Origin of the sequence: Novosphingobium sp. SG754, assembly GCF_013149315.1 — a bacterium.
GTDB lineage: Bacteria > Pseudomonadota > Alphaproteobacteria > Sphingomonadales > Sphingomonadaceae > Novosphingobium > Novosphingobium capsulatum.
In genome coordinates this window covers 269,138-290,058 of sequence record NZ_JABGCC010000003.1, presented here as the reverse complement: position 1 = coordinate 290,058, position 20,921 = coordinate 269,138, and the positions used below count along the sequence as shown (strand labels likewise).

General features: G+C 68.9%; 15 protein-coding genes. 5 read left to right on the top strand and 10 right to left on the bottom strand.

Annotated elements, in window-relative coordinates; all coding sequences use genetic code 11:
* Positions 1-40: 40 nt before the first annotated feature.
* From FHW97_RS09315 to FHW97_RS09295, 5 genes are all read right to left on the bottom strand, one after another.
* Positions 41-1,900 (bottom strand): aspartyl protease family protein, encoded by a 1,860-nt coding sequence (locus tag FHW97_RS09315; protein ID WP_171798775.1) that lies wholly within the window; start codon positions 1,898-1,900, stop codon positions 41-43.
* Positions 1,901-2,043: 143 nt separating this feature from the next.
* Positions 2,044-2,580, bottom strand: coding sequence for a hypothetical protein (locus tag FHW97_RS09310; RefSeq protein WP_370525363.1), 537 nt, complete (start codon positions 2,578-2,580; stop codon positions 2,044-2,046).
* 147 nt (positions 2,581-2,727) lie between these two features.
* Positions 2,728-5,733, bottom strand: coding sequence for a TonB-dependent receptor domain-containing protein (locus tag FHW97_RS09305; RefSeq protein ID WP_171798773.1), 3,006 nt, complete (start codon positions 5,731-5,733; stop codon positions 2,728-2,730).
* 28 nt (positions 5,734-5,761) lie between these two features.
* Positions 5,762-6,712: a FecR domain-containing protein gene (locus FHW97_RS09300; RefSeq protein ID WP_171798772.1), complete on the bottom strand. Its 951-nt coding sequence runs from the start codon at positions 6,710-6,712 to the stop codon at positions 5,762-5,764.
* Positions 6,709-7,314: an RNA polymerase sigma factor gene (locus tag FHW97_RS09295; protein WP_171798771.1), complete on the bottom strand. Its 606-nt coding sequence runs from the start codon at positions 7,312-7,314 to the stop codon at positions 6,709-6,711. Before FHW97_RS09295 ends, FHW97_RS09300 begins: the two co-directional genes overlap by 4 nt.
* A gap of 220 nt (positions 7,315-7,534) precedes the next feature.
* Here FHW97_RS09295 and FHW97_RS09290 point away from each other — a divergent pair, with 220 nt between their 5' ends.
* The 4 genes from FHW97_RS09290 to FHW97_RS09275 all read left to right on the top strand — a co-directional run bounded on the left by FHW97_RS09290 (position 7,535) and on the right by FHW97_RS09275 (position 12,353).
* Positions 7,535-10,357, top strand: a complete 2,823-nt coding sequence (locus FHW97_RS09290) for a TonB-dependent receptor (RefSeq protein WP_253941699.1) — start codon at positions 7,535-7,537, stop codon at positions 10,355-10,357.
* A 132-nt stretch (positions 10,358-10,489) separates the two neighbouring features.
* Entirely contained in the window at positions 10,490-11,740 is a 1,251-nt protein-coding gene (locus FHW97_RS09285) for a histidine-type phosphatase (RefSeq protein ID WP_253941698.1), read from the top strand.
* Between the two features lie 60 nt (positions 11,741-11,800).
* Positions 11,801-12,025, top strand: a complete 225-nt coding sequence (locus tag FHW97_RS09280; RefSeq protein WP_022677806.1) for a DUF2945 domain-containing protein — start codon at positions 11,801-11,803, stop codon at positions 12,023-12,025.
* A gap of 4 nt (positions 12,026-12,029) precedes the next feature.
* Entirely contained in the window at positions 12,030-12,353 is a 324-nt protein-coding gene (locus FHW97_RS09275) for a hypothetical protein (RefSeq protein ID WP_171798770.1), read from the top strand.
* Here FHW97_RS09275 and FHW97_RS09270 read toward each other — a convergent pair.
* The 4 genes from FHW97_RS09270 to iolC are packed head-to-tail and all read right to left on the bottom strand — an operon-like array spanning position 12,350 to position 17,402.
* Positions 12,350-12,763 (bottom strand): hypothetical protein, encoded by a 414-nt coding sequence (locus FHW97_RS09270; RefSeq protein WP_233253881.1) that lies wholly within the window; start codon positions 12,761-12,763, stop codon positions 12,350-12,352. The genes FHW97_RS09275 and FHW97_RS09270 overlap by 4 nt on opposite strands.
* A gap of 6 nt (positions 12,764-12,769) precedes the next feature.
* Positions 12,770-13,687, bottom strand: a complete 918-nt coding sequence (iolE, locus tag FHW97_RS09265) for a myo-inosose-2 dehydratase (protein WP_171798769.1) — start codon at positions 13,685-13,687, stop codon at positions 12,770-12,772.
* Positions 13,684-15,507 (bottom strand): 3D-(3,5/4)-trihydroxycyclohexane-1,2-dione acylhydrolase (decyclizing), encoded by a 1,824-nt coding sequence (gene iolD, locus FHW97_RS09260; protein WP_171798768.1) that lies wholly within the window; start codon positions 15,505-15,507, stop codon positions 13,684-13,686. Before iolD ends, iolE begins: the two co-directional genes overlap by 4 nt.
* Positions 15,498-17,402, bottom strand: coding sequence for a 5-dehydro-2-deoxygluconokinase (gene iolC, locus FHW97_RS09255; protein WP_171798767.1), 1,905 nt, complete (start codon positions 17,400-17,402; stop codon positions 15,498-15,500). The genes iolD and iolC overlap by 10 nt, the downstream gene beginning before the upstream one ends.
* Positions 17,403-17,558: 156 nt before the next feature.
* Between iolC and iolG the strand changes: the two genes are divergently transcribed.
* Positions 17,559-18,542, top strand: a complete 984-nt coding sequence (iolG, locus tag FHW97_RS09250; RefSeq protein WP_171798766.1) for an inositol 2-dehydrogenase — start codon at positions 17,559-17,561, stop codon at positions 18,540-18,542.
* A gap of 12 nt (positions 18,543-18,554) precedes the next feature.
* Here iolG and FHW97_RS09245 read toward each other — a convergent pair whose 3' ends face one another.
* On the bottom strand, positions 18,555-20,906 hold the full coding sequence (locus FHW97_RS09245) for a GH92 family glycosyl hydrolase (protein ID WP_216647706.1): 2,352 nt from the start codon (positions 20,904-20,906) through the stop codon (positions 18,555-18,557).
* Between the last annotated feature and the right edge of the window lie 15 nt (positions 20,907-20,921).

Below are 20,921 nucleotides of genomic sequence, written 5' to 3'. Positions count from 1 at the left end.
GATCGGGCCTTTGCAACGCAGTGGCCGCGCCTGTGGCGTCTTATTCGTCCTCGTCCTCTGCCTCGTCCGCGTCACCCGCAGGCGGCTTGGCCGGCGCGGCATGCGGCGCTGGCGGGGCGATCAGGCCATAGGCCCTGTAGCGCCGGTCGATGCGCGGCGCGATGGCGCGGGCGGCGGCCAGATCGGCCGCGCCGCCGGTGGCATCGCCGCTGGCATCGCGTGCCAGCCCGCGCACGAACAGCGCCGCGGCCAGGCGCGGGTTGCTTGCCAGCGCAGTTGTTTCGTCGGCAATGGCGGCGGCATAGGCCTTGCGCCGGTATTGCACCAAGGCGCGCGTATCGAGCATGGCCGGCTGCGGCCCGGCTTTCTTGATCGCCAGATCGCAATCCTTGAGCGCGCGATCGAGATCGGCATTGGCCAAGGCGCGGTTCCAGCTGCGCGCGTTGAGCAGGCTGGGATAGACCGAATCGTCGCGGTGCAGCGCCACTACTGCATCGATCAGTGCCAGCCCGCGATCGGCCGCGCCCAGCCGCTCATAGAGATTGACCACCTGCATCACGTCGAGCGATCCGGGCGGCAGATGCGCCGCCGCCGCATCGGTATCGGCGCGCGCGCTGGCGCGGTCCCCGGTGGCCAGCCGCAATTGTGCGCGCCGCGTCAGCAGGCGGTGATCGGTGGGGCGGATCGCCAGCCCGGCATCGAGATCCTGGCGCGCCAGATCCAGCTTGCCACTGCGCAGATAGGCATTGGCGCGATGCTCCAGCAGATCGGCCCGCGTCGGCGCCAGGCGCAGCGCCTCGGAAAAATCGGCAACCGCGCCGGCAGTATCGCCGCGATCCATCCGGCCAGAAGCGCGCCCGGCAAATTCGTCGGCCGTCTTGGGATCGGCCGTGGTTTCGGCCTTGCCCATGTTTTCGGCACGGGTTTCCAGCCGCCCGATTTCGCCATCGGTCGTTGCGGAAAAGATCGGCCCGCCATTGTACGTCACGAACATGAGCCTTTGCGCGCGCGACACGATAATGTGGTGCGACAGCAGAAAGTCGACGCCCAGGATCATGTCGCTCGATCGGTCATCGTCGGCATCGTCGATCACCCGGATCGGGCTGTTGCGGATTTCCTCGCCCCCGATCGAGATCGTTTTGGTGCGCACGATCCAGCTTTCCCGCCGCTTCATGCCAATGCCGCCCATGCGCATCGAATTGACCACATCGGGCGCGGACATATCTATGCCAGCGCGCTCGGCCGCCCGGCGGCCCAGCAGAGTGGTGGGCGCCCCAGTATCGAGCAGGGCGTGCATCGACTGCCCGTTGATCATCACTTCGACGATGATGTGGTAATCATGCTCGTCGGTCGGGCGGAACACGCGCGCCTCGCCCACCGACATGCCCTTGCCCCAATAGGCCAGGCTGATCCCGTCGCAGCCGCGCTCCTGGAACAGGTTGACCACGCCCTTGGCAAGATCGAACTCGGTGGTCTGCACGCCCAGCAGGTTGGCGCCGAGGAAGCCATTGCCGGCATCGCTGCCGCCCACCAGGAACTGCACGTTGTGCAGCGTGACGCCCACTATGCCAAAATCACGCACTTGCGCCAGTTCGGGCGTCACCGTGCCGCCGATTCCGGTCATGTAGAACCCCATCGGTAGCGGCTCGGTCCGCAGGCCCAGTTCCACCGCGCGGGCCTTGGGCATGAAGTTGAAGAACGCCCCGCTATCGAGCCAGACGCGGGTTTCCTTGCCGTTGACGGTTACCGGCACGCTGGCGCGGGTGTTTTCCATCACCACCGGCAGCTTGGCGATCAGGCCCACCTTGCACTTGTTCGCGCCCTCGGCATGGGCAGCGGGCGCGGCCAGGCCAGACACGGCAACCCACAGCCCTAAGCTGGTCAACAACACCCGATTCATGGTGGCATGCCCCTTGTCCAAGCGACACGCCGTTTGATCACGAATCCCGGCAAGCGGCCAGAGGCAAATAGCGCCGAATCAACTGTTTTTCCGGTTGGATCGAAGCGCGCCCGGCCCACCCTGGGGCAGGCCGGGCCACCGCATTACGCCCCCGGGGCAGCCGCCTTGGTCGCGGCATCCAGTTCGGCTGCGGTCATCGAGATGAACAGGCCATCCGCACCCAGGCCAAACGCCGTCTTGGGCAAAGCGACCGAACCGGCGCTGCGCGCCACGATCACTTGGTCGCCCTTCACTTCCTTGACTGTGCCGATCGCGCCGCCGGCCTTGCCTTTCACCGGTGCGCCGGCAACCATCGCCGCTTCCACCGCTACGCTGGCCTTCTGGTTGGCAGCGGCCACCTGCTCGTCGATCTGGGCCTTGGTCATGGCGATGATCGGGCCCTTGGGTCCGGTGCCGATGGCGCTCTTGGGCAAAGTGGCCTTGTTGGTCCCGGTATCGACCACCACGGCATCACCGGTCATGCTCACGATCTTGCCCACTTCGCCGCCCTGCGGATCGAAGATGGTGCCACCCACGGCCACGGTTGCCGCAGCGTTCGCCGCCGGTGCGGTCTGGGCCTGGGCCAGCGCCGGAACACTGGTCATCGCCGCTGCTGCCACCAGGAAATGGAAAACCTTCACGTGTCGAACTCCCATCTTGCCATAGACTTAGCGCTCGACCGGAAAAACCCGGCCTGGTTTCGCAACCGGCCATCACCCGATGTGGTTCCCAAGATTGTGTCGACAATCTTTTTCCTGAAAAGAAAACGGACGCAAATTCGCGTCGTTTCAGAAGCCCGCCGACCAGGTCAAGAGCAGTTGCCGCCCGCCCAGGATCGTCTGCGGCACGGCGTCGCTATAGCGGCCGATCGTGGCGCGATAGGCGGTATCATCCAGCGCGTTGCGCAGCGCCAGGCGCAGCGTCTGCCGGCCCCAGTGGCGCGCCATGGCCAGGTCCACCTGCCGCGATGGACGCACCCAGGTATCGAGCGCGCTGCCCGATAGCGGCGCGGTGCCGGCAAAGGTCGGCACGTCGATCCCGTATTCCTGGATATAGGCGCCGGTCAGCCGGCAGGCGGCATCGGCAGACCAGCGGCCATCATCATAATGCAGCCGCAGCAAGAGGTTGCTGGCCGGGGCATATTGCGTGCGCTCCACCCGGTCGAGCGCGGGATTGTCGAGGTGCACCGCGCTGTGCAGCAGCGTGAGATCGGCCGCAACGGCCAGATGGCGCAGCACGCCGGAAACCAGGTCCAGCGGCACGGCCATGCTCGCCTCCAGCCCCAGGATCGTCGCGGTGCCGCCGTTTTCCGGGCGGATCAGGCGGATCGCGCGGTATTCCAGCACGCTGGCCGGATTGTTGAGATCGTTGCCGGTATCATTGAGATAGCGCGCCAGGTGCTTGGCAAAGCCGCCCAGCGCCAGGTGCAGCCCGCCCGGCCCCTGCCAGGCCACGCCCAGATCGGCATTGGTGCCGCGCACCGATTTGAGATCGGGGTTGGACAGCTGGATTTCGGTCACCCCCTGGCTGTCGCGCGTGGCGCTGCCACCGCCGGTAAGCTGATAGGGCGATGGCCGCGTCAGGCTGGTCCACAGCGCCGCATCGAACGTCCATTGCCGATCGGGCCGCCAGTGCAGCGTGGCGCTGGGCAAGAGCGCGGCATAGTGGGCCGACAGGTGGTTCCAGCCATAGGCCACGCCATCGGCCGGCACGCCATCGTTGCCCGCCAGCCAATAGCGCCCGCTCACGCCAGACCATTCGCCGCGCAGGCCCAGCGACAGGTCAAGCGCGCCCTCCCCCGCATCGCCCTCCCCCGCATCGTCATCCCCGCCCAGGTGCCGCGTCACCATGGCATAAGCGGCCAGGCGGTCTTCATGCAGGGCATAGGCATTGGCGTTGCTGTCGTCGATGGTGCGCGGCTGCACGCTGGCCCGGCCGATCGCACGCAGCAGCGCGGCATCGGCGATGGTCGGGATGGCATAGTCATAGACCCCGCGCAGCACCGGCCCGATCTGCCCATCGACCAGCCCGCTGTTGCCCAGCGTCGTGCCCGCCGGCAGCGTATCGGCATAGAGGAAATGCGCGGTCTCCCGGCTGCGCCACGATCGCAGCGCCAAGCCGCCAATCTCGGCCTGCCAGCCCGGCGCGGGGCTGGCCTGCACGCGCCAGTCCCCGCCCAGGCGGTGGTCCTGGCTCGTCTCGCTTTCGCGCTCCCCCTGGTTGTGCACCGGAAAGGCGAGTGGATTGGCGACCAACGCGGCATCGGCCGGGGCGAGCTTGAGCACGGGAAAGCCGCGCACATCGGCCACGTTGACCCCGCCGGAAAGCCGCGTGGTATCCGCGTCCCAGAACGAAATCTCGATATGGTCGGGTCGGTCGGTGCGGCCCAGCGCGGCAAACACGCGGGCCTGCGCCTTGGTTGCGCCAGCGTCCCACGCCAGCGCCGCCTGGGCCATGCCCAGCCGGTCGCGCTCGGGGTTGGTTTCGAACCAATAGTGCGCATCGGCGCGCACGCTCTGGGTGCGCAGCAGGCCATCGGCCGTGGGGGTCTGGGCAAAGAACCCGGCGGCGCGGCCGCCCTGCACGCTGACCTGATAGACATCCTGGGCAATCGCGCGGCTGGCCCACATCGCACTCGCCGTCAGCGTCAGCCGGTCGCTCGCCCGCCACCCCAGCGACAGGAACGCGGTCTCTTCGTGCGCGGTGCCGCGCGTCACTTGCGCGTTGACCGAGGCGAGCAGCAGATTGGCCGCCGGGTCCAGCCCCGGCGCGCTGTTGCCCTGCGCATCGGTCAGGGCATAGGCCAGGTTGCCAGATTGATAGGTCTGCTCCACGCTGGCGAAATGGCGCCGGCTCAGCGCCGCGCTGGCCACGAGCGCCAGCCGCCCATCGGGCGATTGCCAGCCGAACCCGGCATTGGCGCCCCAGGTGCCGGCATTCTGGCCAAAGCGCCAGGCCTGGTCATCGGCCCCCGCGGTCAGGCCCAGGCGCAGGCCCTGCGCGCGCGGCGCGAACGGCGCCAGGTGATCGATATCGAGCGTGCCGGCAATCGCTTCCCCCGCCAGCCGGGCATCGAGCACGCGGTGCACCTGCAGGCCCAGATCGGGCGCCAGGGCCATCAGCCCCAGTTGCGTGCCCCGGCTATAGGGCAGGCTTTGCGGTATCTCGATGCCGTCGATCCGCGTTTCGACATAGGCACCGGGCAGCCCGCGCATCGCCACGAAATCGCCCGTGGCGCGGCCCGCGTGGTCCACCCGGCCCATCGCCCCTTCCAGCGAGGTCGCCAGCGTGATGATGCCGGGCAGGCGGCCCAGCGCCTCGGCGATGGTGCGATCGGGCAAGCGGCGGATCTGCGCGCTGGCCAGGGCATCGGGCGTGTCTTCGGCCGCGCCGTCGCGCCAGGCCCGCGCCGCCAGCGAGGCTTCCACCACGATGGCGGTGCGATCCTCGATCATGGGCGGGGGCAGCGGTGCCACGGCCTGGCGGCGCGGTGCTGCGCGCAGGGACGCGGGCGGGCGCCGCCGCGGGGCAAGCCGCACGGCGCCGCCGGCCAGCCGCGTAGCCACCAGGCCATTGCTGCGCGCCAGGATGGACAAGGCCTGGTCAAACGTGGTGGCGCGCACGGGTGGCGCTTGCGCCCCGGCCACGTCGGCAGCGGCAAACAGGATGTTGCGCCCGGCCTGCCGCGCCAGGGCCAGCAAGGCCTGGCCCAGCGGCATGGCCGGCAGCACGATGCGCGTGGGCGCGCCAACGGGCTGCGCCGTCGCGGCCATGGCCGGAACGGGCGCGGGCACAAGGCACGCCGCGCCCAGCAAAGCGGCGCTAGCGGCGGAAAACCTCATACCCACGCTCGGTTCGGCGCCACGCCACGGGGTAGAGCGCGCCAACGGCATCGAGGAACTGCGCCACATCGCCAAGGCGATAGGTGCCATAGACGCGCAGATCGCCCATCGCGGGATCGCGCAGCGCGATCGGCACGCCGCTCAATTGCGAGAACCGCGCCATCACCGCCGCCAACGGCAGATCCTGCACCACCAGCCGCCCGTCGCGCCAGGCCAGCGCGGCATCGGCATCGATCGCAGCGATCGTGGCAGTATCGCCGGCCAGCGACACCTGCTGCCCGGGATGGGGCGTGGCGATCAAGGCGCCGCTGCGGCTGTCTTCGATATCGATCGCGCCGCGCGCCAGGATCACCGCCGTTTGCCCGGCGCGCCGCGCCACGGAAAACAGCGTGCCGCGATCGACCACGCGCACGTCACCCGCCGTCACCGCAAACGGGCGTCGCTCGTGCTTCACGTCAAACGTGCCTTCGCCATCAAGCGCAACCGAACGGCCCAGCAGGGTGGCGCGCATCGTCACCGCGCTGCCCGGCGTCAGCCACACCCGGCTGCCATCGGCCAGGGCAAAGCTGGCCATGCGATCAGCCGGCGCTGCCAGATGCTGCTCGTGCACGGTCAAGGTCCAGGCGGCCACGGCAGCCAGCGCGGCGCAGGCCGCGCCCAGCAGTGGCCCCGCCATGCGCCAGCGCCCCGCACCGCGCGCCGCGGCGGGTTCAGCCAGGCGCGCGCGCGGGCGCAGGCCACGCCCTGCCGCGGCACGCGGCGCCTCGCGCCAGGCGCGCTCGACCAGGTCCATCGCCGCGACATGCTCGGGCCGCTCGCGCAACCAGGCGCGAAAGGCCCGGCGGTCTTCCTCGCTGCCATTGCGGGCGCGTTCCATCCAGCGCGCGGCCTCGGCCAGGATCGGGCTGTCGTGCAGGTTGGGCGCCGTCATCGCGCGGCTCTCCCGCCGCTGCCCCTGCCGCTACCCTCGCCCAGCGCCAGGCGCCCGGCCATGCGCGCCAGCGTGCGCTCCACATGGTGCGAAACCGCCTTGGGCGTGATGCCCAGCCGTTGCGCGGCTTCCTTGTGGCTCAACCCTTCCACCCGCACCAGCAGGAACGCATCGCGCGCCACTGGCACGATCGCCTCGAGCGCATCGCCCAGCAGCGCCAGCTCCTGGCGGCCAGAGGCAATGCGTTCGGGCGCCAGGGCGCCATCGTCGACGATATGCTCGTCCAGCGTGGTATGGTGTTCGGACAAGCGGGCAGCCTTCCTGCGGTAACGGTCGATCAACAGGTTTGACGCAACCCGGCGCAGAAATCCCCGAATATTGGCAACAGGATCGGCTTCCGGCGTCGAAAGCACGCGCAGATAGACGTCCTGGACCATGTCGTCCAGGTCCTGCCCATCGCTCATGCGCCGTTTGAGATAGGCGCGCAGCGCGGCCATCTCGCCGGCACTGGTGGCCGCCTCCAGCTCTTCGGCACGGCACGATGCCGCCCCCTGCGGCAGCTCTGGTGGCGGCGCATGACTATCCCCGTCGATGCTCCGCATGGTCGACCCCGTTCTTGCCATCATTGCCCCCCGGCGGCACCCGGCCAAAACGCGCGGGATTGATCCCCTGGGGCACATGGCCGGGCGCCCTAGGCGGCAGGTGTGACAGCGCCGTGACAATCGCGCCATCAAATTTTTTCGGGGAATCGTGGGGCGGCGCTGCGTCCTTTCCAGCAGACCCGCCCGCCGTGGCTGGTCGTGTTTCCTAAAGGGGGAAAACATGCCCGTTTCGTATCTGCGCCCGGCCCTGCTCGCCAGCGCGCTGCACACCATGATCGTTCCCGCGCTGGCGCAACAGGCGCCGCAGGCCGCGCCCGATGCCGCCACCGATTCCGCTGGCGATTCCGCGGCCCCGGCCGATGCCGAACGCGCCATCGTGGTGATCGGCACGCGCAAGCAGGCCGCCGATATCCAGTTCCAGTCTTCCCACCCGATCTCGGTTCTGTCGGAAGAAGACCTGCGCCACACCGCCGTGCACAACGTGGCCGAGGCGCTGGGCCTGCTGCCCGGCGTCAACGTGGTCAACACCGGCTCGTCGTTCATCGGCGGCGTCGATGGCGCCTCGCGCGGGGAAGGCATGTATGTCGCCATCCGTGGCCTCAATTCCGAATACAACGTCAACCTGATCAATGGCGTCAACGTCGCTCAGGGCCAGCCCTACAGCCGCGGCGTGCAGCTGACCCTGCTGCCGCCCACGGGCCTCAACACGATCGTGCTCAACAAGGCCTCGCGCGCCGACATGGATGCCGATGCCATTGGCGGCACGGTCGATTTCCGCACGCCTTCGGCGTTCGACTATTCCGATCGCCTGCACGGCAGCGTGACGGCCTCGGGCCGCCTCGAAACCCGCGCGCGCACCTATGGCGACAGCGGCCTGGGCGGCGGTCTGGCGGCGGAAATCTCGTCGCGCTTTGGCCCGGGCCACACCATGGGCATCTACGTCAGCGGCTATTACGACAAGCGCACCTATACCAACAGCGAGATCCGCGGCGCGCAATCGGCGCACGACGATGGCAGCTGGGGCTATCTCAACGCGTCGGACAGCAAGGGCACCAGCTATCCCGGCCTCGATCCGCAGCGCAATGCCGCGCTCACCGGCTTTGACGCCGGCGTATCGAGCGGCAAGACCCGCCGCTTTGGCGGCAATGCCTCGCTCGACTGGCACCCTGACGATACCACCCGCGTCTATCTGCGCGGCACCTATGCCAAGGCGCTGACCGAGCAGGATTCCACCCTGGCGCAGTTCAACGGCGGCACCAAGGCCTGGATTCTCTCGCCCGGCACCGATCGCTATGTCCTCACCGTGCCTTCGGTTTCGGTGCGCAACTACTTTGAAACCAACCCCGAAACCGCGATCCTGGCGACGGCCGCGTTCGGCGTGGAAAAGCAGCTCGGCGACTGGAAGATCGCGCCCGAGGTGTTCTACAGCGAAGGCCACAACAACCGCCCCAACCACATCGAGGCCTCGGCCCGCATCAACCAGTCCGACAAGTACACCAACGGATCGAAGATCCCGCTCGGTGGCCAGTCGGTCGGCTATTCCGACAACTATCCGGTCGCACTGTATAACCAGGCGATCTTCAACGCGTTCGACAATTCGGCCAGCGTGCTGCCCGCCCGCCGCGCCGGCCAGTTGACCGAGCAGTTCAGCGGCCAGCGCAAGTGGGGCGGACGCCTCGATATCAGCCGCGATTTCACCGATGGCGGCCTGCTGCAAAGCATCGCCTTTGGCGCCAAGCTGCAAAGCAGCAAGCGCAACGTGACCAGCCGCGACTGGACGACCGACTATGTCGCCAACTATGTCGGCCACGCCGTCACCTGGGGGCAGCTGGGCCTGACCAACGGCACGTATGCCCACACCTATCCGGGCCTTTATGACTGGTCGCTGCCACGCTTCAACAAGACGGCGCTGTTCAACCTGTTCAACAAGTACCAGTTCGCCAACGAAGCCGATGGATCGAGCTACAACAGCTTCGACACCTGCGGTTCGCTCTATGTGAACAACTTCAACTGCGGCACGCTGTCGGGCCGTGAAACCGTGGCGGCGGCCTATGCCACGGCCACGCTCAAGGCCGGCAATCTGGAAATCATTCCGGGCCTGCGCTTTGAACACACCACGATCAACAACACCTATTGGGTCATGGCCTATAGCGGCGGCGTGGAACAGCCCGGCGCCTTTGCCAGCAACCGCACCACCTACAACGAACTGCTGCCCAGCCTGTTTGCCAGCTGGCGGCCCAGCAGCACGCTGGTGGCGCGTGGCGACGTGTGGTTCTCCTATACCCGCCCGCCGTTCTTCCAGCTTGGCGGCAGCTCCACCGCGCGCACCGGTGACGATGGCAAGACCACGATCGTGCAGGGAAATCCCAACCTCAAGCCGATCCGCGCGATCAATGTCGACAGCTCGGTCGAATGGAACTTTGCTCCCTCGGGCCACGTCATGCTGGGCGGCTATTACAAGCGGCTGACCAACTATCTCTATGACAGCGGCACCACCCTGCTCAACACCGCCACCAACGACGGCACCAACCAGACGTTCATCACCCGTCCGCTCAACGGCGGCAGTGGCAATGTCTATGGCCTGGAATTCCAGGTGCAGAAAACCTTTGTCGAACTGCCCGGCGCGCTGCGTGGCTTCGGCATCGGTGCCAACCTCACCCGGCAGTGGACCAAGGTGGACATCGGCAACGGCGTGATGCGCAATATCCAGAACGCCCCTGATGTGATGGGCCAGGCGCGGGTGTTCTACGCGCTCGGCGGCTTCTCGATCGACGCCATCTACAACTACACCGGCGCTTATCTGGAATCCTACAATTACCTGGGCCAGCCCACGGGTTGGGACGATCGCTGGGTGCGCCCGGTCAAGCGGGTTGACCTGCACGCCGGCTATGATTTCGGCAATGGCCTCAAGGCCGATGTCTCGGTGGCCAACCTGTTCAACAACTACACCTACTGGGCCCACATCGGGCGCCACTCGCTGGCCATTTCCGACATCGTCAATTCCGGCACCACGGCGCTGGCCAGCATCAAGTACTCGTTCTGATCGCCTGATCCCCCGGGTCGTCCCTCACTGACCCGATCGCAAACTGGGGCGGCGGCGCGTTTATCGCGGCCGCTGCCCCCCCTTTTTGCCGCGTCGCTTCTGTTTCACATTTGCCAGGTAAGGCTGCCCGCCATGCTCGCTCGTGCCCGCTTCACCCCCCGCCTTGCGCTGTGCCTGCTCGCCGCGCTGATCCCGGCCATGGCGATCGCCCGCCCGGCGCCAGACAAGGCTCCGCACTACCGCGTCGATCGCGTCGTGCTGCTCATCCGCCACGGCATCCGCGCCCCGCTCGATGGCGAAGCGGCCGCTGCGCCGCTGGCTGATCACCCCTTTCCCCACTGGGATACCCCGCCCAGCCAGCTTACCCCGCACGGCGCCCAGGCGCTCGGCCGCCTTGCCGATTACGAGCGCGCGCGCCTGGTGCGCCAGGGACTGTTGCCTGCCGGGGGCTGCCCGCAAGCCGGCAGCATCGCGATCTGGACCAACAGCAAATCGCGCACCATCGCCAGCGGCCAGGCCCTCGCCCAGGGCCTCGCGCCCGGTTGTCCGCTCGCGGTCGATCACCTGCCCGAAGGCCAGGCCGATCCGCTGTTCGACGCGCTCGATACGCCGGCCGTGCCGTTCGATGCGCGCGCCGCTGCTGCCAGCATCAACGCCGAACTCGACAATGGCCGCGCGCTGATGGTCGGCATGGGCCCGGCCGTCGCCACCATCGAACGCGTGCTGGGCTGCCGCGCGCCCTGCCCGATTTCCACCCAGCCCAACCGCATCGCGCCTTCGGCCGATGGCAAGGGGTTGAGCCTGGCTGGCCCGATCGATCTCGCCTCGGGCACGGCGCAGGTGTTCCTGCTGCAATACACCGAAGGTATGCCGCTGCGCGAGGTCGGCTGGGGCCGGGCCAGCGCGGCCGACATCGCCACGATGTCTCCGCTCCACGCCCGGCTGTTCGATGTCTTTGCCCGCTCGGCCTATATGGCGCCGCGCGTTGGCGGGTTGATCGCGCGCAGGATCGCCGCCACGCTGACGGCGCGCCAAGCACCGGCGTTCAGCGTCTTGGTCGGCCATGACAATACCATCGCGGCGGTTACCGCGCTGATCGGCACCGGCTTTACCCTGCCCGGCTATGGCCGCAACGATCCGCCGATCGGCGCGGGCCTGCTGTTCGAACGCCTGACCGACACGCGCACCGGCCGCCAGTTGCTGCGCCTGTCCTATCTCGCGCAAACGCCCGATCAGGCGCGCCGCCTGCTGCCCTTGCCGCAAGCGGGCGCCGGCGCGCCGCTGCATCCGCTCTCGCTTGGCCGCTGTGGCACCGCGTGCACGCCGGCAGGCTTTGCCCGGTTGATCGCCCGGCAAACCCGGGTGCTCGATCAGGCGAAATAGCCCCCTGCCCCAAGGGCCATACGGAACTGTCCTTCGCGATGGTGGGTTCCTTTACCGCATATGGAAGAGGAACCCACCATGGCCGAAACCCTGCGCAAGGGCGCGAAAGTCAAATGGCACAGCAGCGGCGGCACCGCCCACGGCAAGGTCGTGCGCAAGGTGACCAAGCCGATGAAGATCAAGGATCACAAGGTCGCCGCCTCGCCCGATGATCCGCAGATCCTGGTGGAAACCGCAAGCGGCGCCCGCGCCGCGCACAAGCCCGCAGCGCTGGAAAAGGAATAGCGCCATGGCCGGGCAGACCTTTACCCCCACGCTCAAGATGGCGGCCAATGCCAAGCGCGGCCTGCGCCTACGCGAAAAGTTTGGCCGTGGCGGCACGGACGTCGGCGTGCGCCGCGCGCACCAACTGGCCGAGCGGGGCGATGTGAGCGAGGCTGACGTGAAAGCCATGGCCAGCTATTTCGCCCGCCACAAGGTGGACAAGCAGGGCGCGGCGCACCAGTGGAACAGCAACAGCGATCCCTCTGCCGGGTTTATCGCCTGGCTGCTGTGGGGAGGAGACGCCGGGCGCACCTGGGCGGAGGCCAAGCGCGCCAAGCTGGCGGATTAGGAATTGCTGCGCAGATAGCTGCTTGCCGCCTGGGCATCCTGCACGTCATAGGCGAACCACGTGCTCTGCGCGTGGTCAAACACCTGCACCACGCCATCGCCCACGCGCGCCTCGAAATGAGCGCCGCTGGCCCGATCAAAACCGCGCACCTGTTCGCCGTCGATGGTGAACGAAACGAAGGCCTTGCTGCCCTCGTCGTGGATTTCGGGCAGCGTGCCAGCAAAAGCCACATTGCGTTCGCCGTCAAAGCCCTGGACCTGGTCGCCGCGCCGCTCTGCCGCCACGCGCAGATCGCGGCCGGCGGCATGGTCAAACAGCCCGGCCACCGTCTTGCCGGTGGTGGAGGCAAAGGCGACGGCAGCGATCATGGCGCGGGTATCGGGGTTCATGCCCGCCGATGTCGCATGCATGGCGGCCTACTTCAACCCCTGCGCCCCCGCTCCCGCCGCCGGCACCGCCGACATCCACAGCGCGCGCAGATGGGCCAGACCAGCGCGGGCATAGGCCGCTGGCGGCGCCAGCGCGGGGTCTTGTTCCGCCTCGATCACGATCCACCCGGCATAGTCGATCGCGGCGAGCGCCGCGCAAATGGTGGCAAAATCCACCGCGCCATCGCCCGGCACCGTAAACATGCCGGCAATCACGCCATCGAGGAACGAGGCGCCCTGGCCGATCGTCTCGGCCGCCACCGCCGGGCGCACGTCCTTGGCGTGGACATGCACCACGCGGGCGGGATGCTCGCGGATCAGTGCCGGCACATCGATTCCGCCCAGCCGCGCATGGCCGGTATCGATCACCAGGCCCACACCCTCGCCCGTGGCATCGATCAGCCGCGCCAGATCCTGGGCATCCTCCACCACCGTGCCGAGGTGATAGTGATAGGCCAGGCGCAGGCCGCGATCGGCGAGCCGCGCCGCCACGCTGTCGAGCATGGCGCCAAACGCGGGCCATTCGCTGGGCGCCAGGCGCGGCCGCTGGCGCAGCGGCGTGTGGCGCTGTCCATGCACCGCGCCGCTGGTTTCCGCCAGAATGAACACGTCGCAGCCACACGCCGCCAGCAGCGTGCCTTGCGCCTCGATCGCCGCGCTTTCCCCCGCCAGGCCATGGGCAAGCAGGCCGCTGCCGTGCCACGCCCCGGCCAGCGCCAGCCCGGCCTGGTCCAGCCTGGCGGCCAGCCCCGCCGGTTCGGCCGGAAAAATCCCGCCCCGCTCGATCCCGGCAAAGCCGATTGCCGCCGCATCGCTCAGGATCGTATCGAGCGTGGTGCCCGCACCCAGGCTGGGCAGGTCATCATTGACCCAGCCAATCGGGCTGACGCCCCAGCGCACGGTCATGGCCGCTGCTCCAGCGCTGCGTCATAGTCCGCGCGGGCGGCCTTCACCGCCTCACGCGTGGAAATTTCCGGCACAGCCACGTCCCACCAAGCGCCGCCCAGATCGCGCCCGCCGTCGGGATCGGTCTCGATCACCAGCACGGTAGGCCGATCGGCGGCGCGCGGGGCCGCCAGTGCCGCTTCCAGCGCGGCGCAATCGGCCACCTTGTGCGCCACCGCGCCCAGCGCGCGGGCATGGGCGACGAAATCGATCGCCGGCAGCCCGTCCCCGCGCAGTGTGGCGAAAGAGGCATTGCCGGTGCGCCCCTGCAGGCGATGGATGCAGCCAAAGCCCCGGTTGTCGAGCAGCACCACGGTAAACGCCACGCCCAGCGCCGCCGCGCTGGCCAGTTCGGAATTGAGCATCAGATAGCTGCCATCGCCCACCATCACCACCACATCGGCGGCGCGATCGGCCAGGGCAATGCCCAGCCCGCCAGCCAGCTCGAAACCCATGCAGGAAAAGCCGTATTCCACGTGATAGCGCCCCGGCGCCGGGCACGGCCAGAAGCGGTGCAGATCACCCGGCAAGCCGCCGGCCGCCGCCACGATCGTGGCATCGGGCCGGGCGCGCTGCACCGCGCCGATCACGGCCACGTCATCGGGCAGCGTGCCCGCCGGCACCGGCCAATTGCGCGCGTCCTTGGCCGCCTGATGCCATTGCGCGGCCCAGGCTGCGGTCTGCTCCGCCCAGGCGGCCGGCACGGTCCAGCCGTCCAGCGCGTGGGCTAGCGCATCGACCACCACGCCGGCATCGCCCAGCACCGGCTGCGCGCCATGCTTGGCGCTATCGTGCAGTGCCACGTTCACCTGGAACAGCTGCGCATCGGCGCCGAACAGGCGGCGCGAGCCGGTGGTGAAATCCTGCAACCGCGTGCCCAGCGCCACGATCACGTCTGCCTCGCGCGCCGCCGTGTTAGCCGCGTCGGTGCCGGTCACCCCGATCGCGCCCAGCGCGCCGGTTGCCGCATCAGGCAACGCCCCCTTGCCCGCCTGGGTTTCGGCCACGGGCAGCCCCGTCTGCGCCGCCAGCGCCGCCAGCGCCGGTGCCGCCCCGGCATAGTGGACCCCGCCCCCGGCAATCACCAGCGGCCGCCGCGCCCCGCGCAGCGCCGCCACCAGTGCGGCCAGTTCGCGCGCATCGGGCGCCGGCCGGCGGATATGCCACAGGCGCGGCGCCAGGAAATCGGCCGGCCAATCGATCGCCTCGGCCTGCACATCCTGGCACAGCGCCAGCGTCACCGGGCCACACGCGGCCGGATCGGTCAGTACCGCCATGGCGCGGGGCAGCGCATCGATCAGCTGCTCGGGCCGGGTAATCCGATCGAACAGGCGCGACACCGGGCGCAGGCAATCGTTGGCCGAGACCGTGGCATCGGCAAAATGCTCGATCTGCTGCAACACCGGATCGGGCCGGCGCGAGGCATAGACATCGCCCGGCAGCAGCAGCACGGGCAGGCGGTTGACATGGGCCAGCGCCGCTGCCGTCACCAGATTGGTTGCCCCCGGCCCGATCGAGGTGGTGCACACCATCGCCCGCCGCCGGGCATGGGCGCGGGCAAAGCCGATCGCCGCATGGGCCATGCCCTGCTCGCTATGCGCGCGATAGGTGGGCAGGCGCGTGGGGTCTGCCTGCGCCAATGCCTCGCCCAATGCGGCCACGTTGCCATGGCCGAAAATCGCCCAGACACCGCCGAAAAACGGCACGCGCACGCCATCTTCCCCCACCACGTCCTGCGCGGCGAGCCATTGCACGAGGGCCTGGCCGGCGGTCAGGCGCAAGGGGCCAGCGCCTTGGCCCGCGCCCGGCGCCAGGTGGCGACCATGGCGGCGAAATTCTCGGTCAAACGCACCAGTGCGGTTTCATCATCGATCATGCCGGTAAACCATTCCTGCGCCACGTCTTGCCAGATCGCCCGCCCCACGGCAAAGCCCTTTACCACCCGGCGCGGCGCGGCTGCGGCAAAGCTGGCGGCCAGATGCGCCTGGCTGCTTTCCGCGCCCAAGACCACCACGCCCCGGCACCACGGATCAGCCTGCGCAATCACCGCCTCGATCGCTGTCCAGGCGGCCGGGTCATCAGTCGCTTCCAGCTTCCACCAATCGGGATAGATGCCCAGGGCATAGACATGGGCCATGACCCGCGCCACGGTATCGTGATGCACCGGGCCATAGGGCGCGGCGATGATTTCCAGCAGCAGTTCGTGGCCGGTGCTGCGCGTGGCATCGAACAGGCGCGCCAGCTGGGCATCCTGCTCGGCGCGCAGATCGGCCGGATCATCAGGGTGATAGCGCAGGTTGCATTTCACCGCATGCGGGCGCGGCCAGGATCGCAGCGTGATCGCCACATCAGCCCCGCCCTCGAACCGCAAGGGGCGCGAGCCGGAAATCTCGATCGGCCGCCCGATCCAATAGGGCGCATCGGCGGCCTGGGCCAGCGCGCGTGCGCCAAACCGGCCATCGAGCAACAAGCCACAGGCACGATCGCCGGCTGCGGTGCGCTCCATCGCCATGCCGGCCAGATCCTTGAACGTCGCCACGCGCGCGGCATCGCCACCGCCGCTGGCGATCAGGGTTTCGAACAGGCCGCGATGGTCGATCGCCAGGATCGTCAGCGCTTCATCGGCCGGGGCGCGGGTGGTGGCCCAGTGCACCTGTTCCAGGCTGGCCGGGCTGCGCGCGCCCTGCCCCGCCATGAACGCGTCGAGTTCGGGCCAGGTCGGCATCGCCGGGGCACAGCCATGGCGCGCCACCACGATCGCGCCACAGGCATTGCCCCAGGCCGCCGCCCGCGCCATCGGTTCGCCGCGCAGCCAGCCCCGCAGGAACCCGGCCATGAAGCCATCGCCCGCGCCGAGCACATTGGTCTCCGGCACCGTGAACGCCGGCGCCACCAGGCCTTCGTCCAGCTCGCCCGGGATCACCCCTTCGAACACGACGCAGCCCCTGGCCCCGCGCTTGACCACCACCGGTGCGTCGGTCAGCGTGCGGATCGAGCGCAGCGCATCCAGCGTGTTGGTCGATCCGCCCAGGATGTGGATTTCCTCTTCGGTGCCCACCACCAGGTCGACCAGGTCAAGCACGCCCTGCAGCGTCGCGGTCACGCTGTGGCTCGGCACATAGCGATCCTCGCCACAATCGCGCGGCGCCAGATCCCACAGCACCGGGCGATAATCCACGTCGAGCACCACGCGCCCGCCCTGTGCGCGCATCAGTTGCGCGGCGCGGCGGCTTGCCGCGGCAGTCTGCAGCGTGGAAAAATGCGTGCCGGACAGCAGCACCGCTCCGGCCTGGGCGATCAGCGCGGCATCGATATCAGCCTCGCACAGCGCCATGTCGGCGCAATCCTGGCGATAGAAGATCAGCGGATAGGTGCCGTTTTCGCGAATGCCCAGCAGGACCAGCGCCGTCAGCCGCGCCGGATCGCTGCGGACGCCGCGCGTATCCACCCCTTCGCGCACCAGTTCCTCGCGGATGAAGCGGCCCATGTGATCGCCGCCCACGCGGGTGATCAGCCCGGCGCGCAGGCCCAGCCGTGCCATGCCGATCGCGGTGTTGGTCGGGCTGCCCCCCACATACTTGGCAAAACTGGCCATGTCTTCCAGCCGGCCGCCCACCTGCTCGCCATAGAGATCAACCCCGGCGCGGCCGATCGCGATGACATCGAGTGGCTTCATGGACGGCGCCGTTTCCCTGGCTGGTGAAGGTTGCCCCGCTATGGCGCCAAGCGCGCGCTCTGGCCAGTGCCGCTCTTGTGCCGGCGCGCCAGTTTCGGCACAGACGCGCCAGACCACGTCAACGGAACCGCCACGCCAAAGGAACCGCCAGGCCTCATGCACACAATCGCTCTGCTGGGCGCCGGGCGCATCGGCGCCGTCCATGCCGCGCATATCGCCCGCCATCCCGGCCTGCGCCTGGCCGTGGTGGCCGATATCGATCCCGCCGCAGCCCAGGCACTGGCCGACCGCCACGGCGCGCTGGCGCTGTCACCCGATCAGGCACTCGATCATCCGGGCCTTGCCGGCGCGGTCATCGCCAGCCCCACCGCACTGCACGCGCCGCAAACGCTCGATGCTGCCGCGCGCGGCCTGGCCGTGCTCTGCGAAAAGCCGCTCGCGCTTGATCTGGCCGTGGCGCAGGCAGCGCTGGCCCGCCTCGACGCGCTGGGCGCGCGGGTGTTGATGGGCTTCAACCGCCGCCACGATCCCGATTTTGCCGCGCTGCAGGCCGCGCTTGCCCAGGGCGCGATCGGCGGCATCGAAACGCTGCACATCATCAGCCACGATCCCGCCCCGCCGCCACCGGCCTATGTCGCCACCTCGGGCGGGATCTTTCACGACATGGTGATCCACGATTTCGACATGGCGCGCTGGCTACTGGGCGAAGAACCGGTGGAAGTGATGGCTGCCACGGCCTGCCTGATCGATCCCGCGATCGGCGCTGCGGGAGACGCCGATACCGCCAAGACCATCCTGCGCACCGCCAGCGGGCGCATGGCGATGATCAGTTCCAGCCGCCGCAGCGGCTATGGCTATGACCAGCGGATCGAGGCGTTCGGCGCGCGCGGCGCGCTGCGCGTGGGCAACATGCCGCACAGCCGGGTGGAACACTGGGGACCAGCCGGCGCGGCCGGCGCGCCGTTCATGGATTTCTTCCTCGATCGCTATGCCGCTGCCTTTGCCGCGCAGATCGCCCACTTTGCCCAGGTGATAGAGGGCGCCGCGCCGCTGATCAGCGCGGCCGACGGGCTGCGCGCGCTGCTGCTGGCCCAGGGCGCGCAGGCATCGGCGCGCAGCGGCGCGTTCGTCCGCGTCTGATCGGCGGGGGCGTCAGCCCAGCACGTTGCGCGGCGGGCGTGTTTCGGGCGCATGACCGAATGCGGGATTGGGGCGGGTATCCATTTCGAACACCAGGTGCCCGCCGCGCGCCAGTTCGGCATGGCTGATCCAGCTGCGGTCCCACACTTGGCCATTCCAGCGCACCTGCCGCACATAGACCGCCGCCGCGCTGTTGCCCGGCGCCTCGATCACCAGCCGCCCGCCGGGCACAGCCAGTTCCGCCCGGTTGAACAGCGGTGAGCCAAACACCCACACCCCGCTGACCGGATCGACCGGATAGATCCCCAGCGCGCTCAGCACGAACCACGCGCTCATCTGCCCGCAATCCTCGTTGCCCGCCAGGCCATCGGGCGCGGCGCGATACATGCTGGTCAACAGGCTGCGCACCCGCGCCTGGGTTTTCCACGGAGAGCCTGACCAGGCATAGAGATAGGCCACGTGGTGGCTCGGCTCGTTACCATGGGCATATTGCCCGACCAGGCCGGAGACATCGGGCGGCGCATCGGCCGGCAGCGTGCTGTCGGCGGCAAACAGCGCATCCAGCTTGGCCTCGAACGCGGCGTCCCCGCCCATCAGGTCGATCAGGCCTTGCGGATCGTGCTGGGCCATGAACGTCGCCTGCCAAGCGTTGCATTCGGTAAAATCGCGCCAGTGGTTGGTATCGTGGCCCAGCGCGCGCGGATCGAACGGCGTGGCCCAGGCGCCATTGGCCAGGCGCGGGCGGACAAAGCCGGTATCCTTGTCAAACAGGTTGCGCCAGTTGCGCGACCGCGCGCGCAGCGCCGTGGCATCCTCATGCGCGCCGGCCGCTGCGGCGATCGCGGCCATGGCCCAATCGTCATAAGCATATTCCAGCGTCTTGCTGGCCGCCTCGCGCACGGTATCGGCCGGGATATAGCCCAGCCGGCGATAGGGCTCCAACCCGCTGTCCTCCCGCTCGAACGCCAGGTGGCGCAGCGCCGGCCACAGCGTGGCCAGGTCCAACCCGCTGGCGCCCTTGTTCAGCGCGTCGGCCATCACCGCCACCGAATGCCAGGCGATCATGCAATGCGTCTCGATCCCCTGCAACGGCCACACCGGCGGCCCGAACGGGCTTTCCAGCGTCATCCGCGCCAAGTTGCGGGCAAAGGCGGCGTTGCGCGGCGCATCGACCAGGCTGAGCAGCGGATGCAGCGCGCGATAGGTGTCCCACAGCGAATAGGTGCTATAGTTCGCCTCGCCGGCCGGCAGCGTACGCACCGCGCTGTCCATCGCGCGATAGCGCCCATCGACATCGCAAAACAGGTTGGGCGCGGCCGCCGCGTGATAAAGCGCGGTGGCCATGATCTTGCGCTGATCGGGCGTGCCACCCGACACCTGCACCGCGCCCAGCCGCCCGGCCCAGGCCGCCCGTGCCGCGCCGCGCACGGCGGCAAAATCCCAGCCCGGCACTTCGGCATCGAGCGCGGCCAGCGCGCCTGCCACGTCCACGCCCGAAAGCCCGACCTTGACCAGGACCGGCGCCTGCGCGGCATCGGGCAGCATCACGGCGGCTTTCAGGTTTGCCCCGGCCACCTGCGTGGCGCCCTCTGGCAGCGGCGCATCGTTGCTGAACAGGCGCACCTGCGCCACCGGGCGCGACAGGCGCAGCGCGAAATGGATCTGCCGCCCATCGGCCCACTGGTGCACGCGGCGGCTGCCAGTGATAAGGTCGGGCGCGGCCAGCTGCAGGCTCGCCTCGGTCACCTTGGTCGGGCCCGATGGATCATCGGCAATGCTCGCCTCGTCCGGCTCGTCCCGCGCGCCGTGGGCCAGGTCGATCAGCAAGTGCCCCGCCCCGGCAAAGTGGTAACGGTGCAGCCCCACCCGCGCCGTCGCAGTCAATTCCACGCCGATGCCGCTTTCGCGCAAGTGCACCGCATAATAGCCCGGCTCGACCGTCTCGTCGGCATGGTCAAAGCGCTGGCGATAGCTGCCCTGCGGCTTGGCCCGCGTGCCGGGCGACAGCACCACCGGCCCGGTGCGCGGCACCACCAGCACGTCCATCAGGTCACCCACGCCCGTGCCGCTCAGGTGGTTGTGGGAAAAGCCCAGCAGCGTCGTATCGTCATGGTGATAGCCCGAACACGCGTCCCACCGCGCGTTGTCGGTATCCGGGCCCAGTTGGACCATGCCGAACGGCACCGTGGCCGCCGGCGTCACATGGCCATGGCCGCCCGTGCCGATCATCGGATCGACCAGGGCCAGCGCCGCATCGGGCGCGGCCTGCGAGAGCGCAGCGGCCTTTTGCGCAATCCCGCTGGCCAGCGTTCCGGCCAGGCCGGCCGATCCCTTGAGCATGTCGCGACGCGTGGGCTTCATCATCTTCTCCTGCTGCCA